The organism is Vibrio sp. 03_296, assembly GCF_002265885.1.
Genome location: NZ_NPKW01000532.1, coordinates 1 through 565, shown reverse-complemented (window position 1 = coordinate 565; position 565 = coordinate 1). Strand labels below are relative to the sequence as shown.

Genomic DNA, 565 nt, shown 5'->3' with positions numbered 1-565 from the left:
AATTCTTATATTCTGCCTTTTAATTGAGCTTGCAGGCGAGAGTGATTCCTTTTAAAGAACGATTTCGTCTTATCTATATAAAATAAGTAGGGGAAATTTATGACTGAGAAGTTTGTTCAAACAGTATCTAGCGTTAACTACAATAAAGGTGTTTTTTCTCTTTATTTCGTCGGTCAGGATCAAAAAAACATGGCGAACGGCGTCATGGCTGAAAGCGATAATGATCTTGAACTTAAGCAAGTTGTCCATATGCCTGCCTCTGGTTTTATGTATATGGTATCGATGATTAAGAACATGCTAGAAGATCCAAGAATGGAAGCTGAATTCGACAAGCTTGTTGCAGCCGGTTTTCTACCAGCAGGTGATGCTGCGGTAAATCAAGCGGAAGAATCACCAGCGGAAACTCTCGTGGAAGAGAAAGCCGCTCCGAAAAAACGCACTTCCCAAGCAAAAAAAATAACAGCTATTGGTTGATATAGGGCAGATGGTCTATTACACATCAACCAGCAAATCTCACATTAGCGCAAATGCAACAGATGATAGGTGGTGTCATGCTGCTCAGCCA

General features: G+C 40.5%; 1 protein-coding gene and 1 pseudogene. Both read left to right on the top strand.

Annotated features, from left to right (window positions below):
• Window positions 1-99 precede the first annotated feature (99 nt).
• Entirely contained in the window at window positions 100-474 is a 375-nt protein-coding gene (locus CIK04_RS25975) for a peptide chain release factor 1 (protein WP_128824706.1), read from the top strand.
• 17 nt (window positions 475-491) lie between these two features.
• Window positions 492-565 (top strand): annotated as a pseudogene (locus CIK04_RS25970) (RTX toxin-activating lysine-acyltransferase RtxC); the annotation flags it as partial.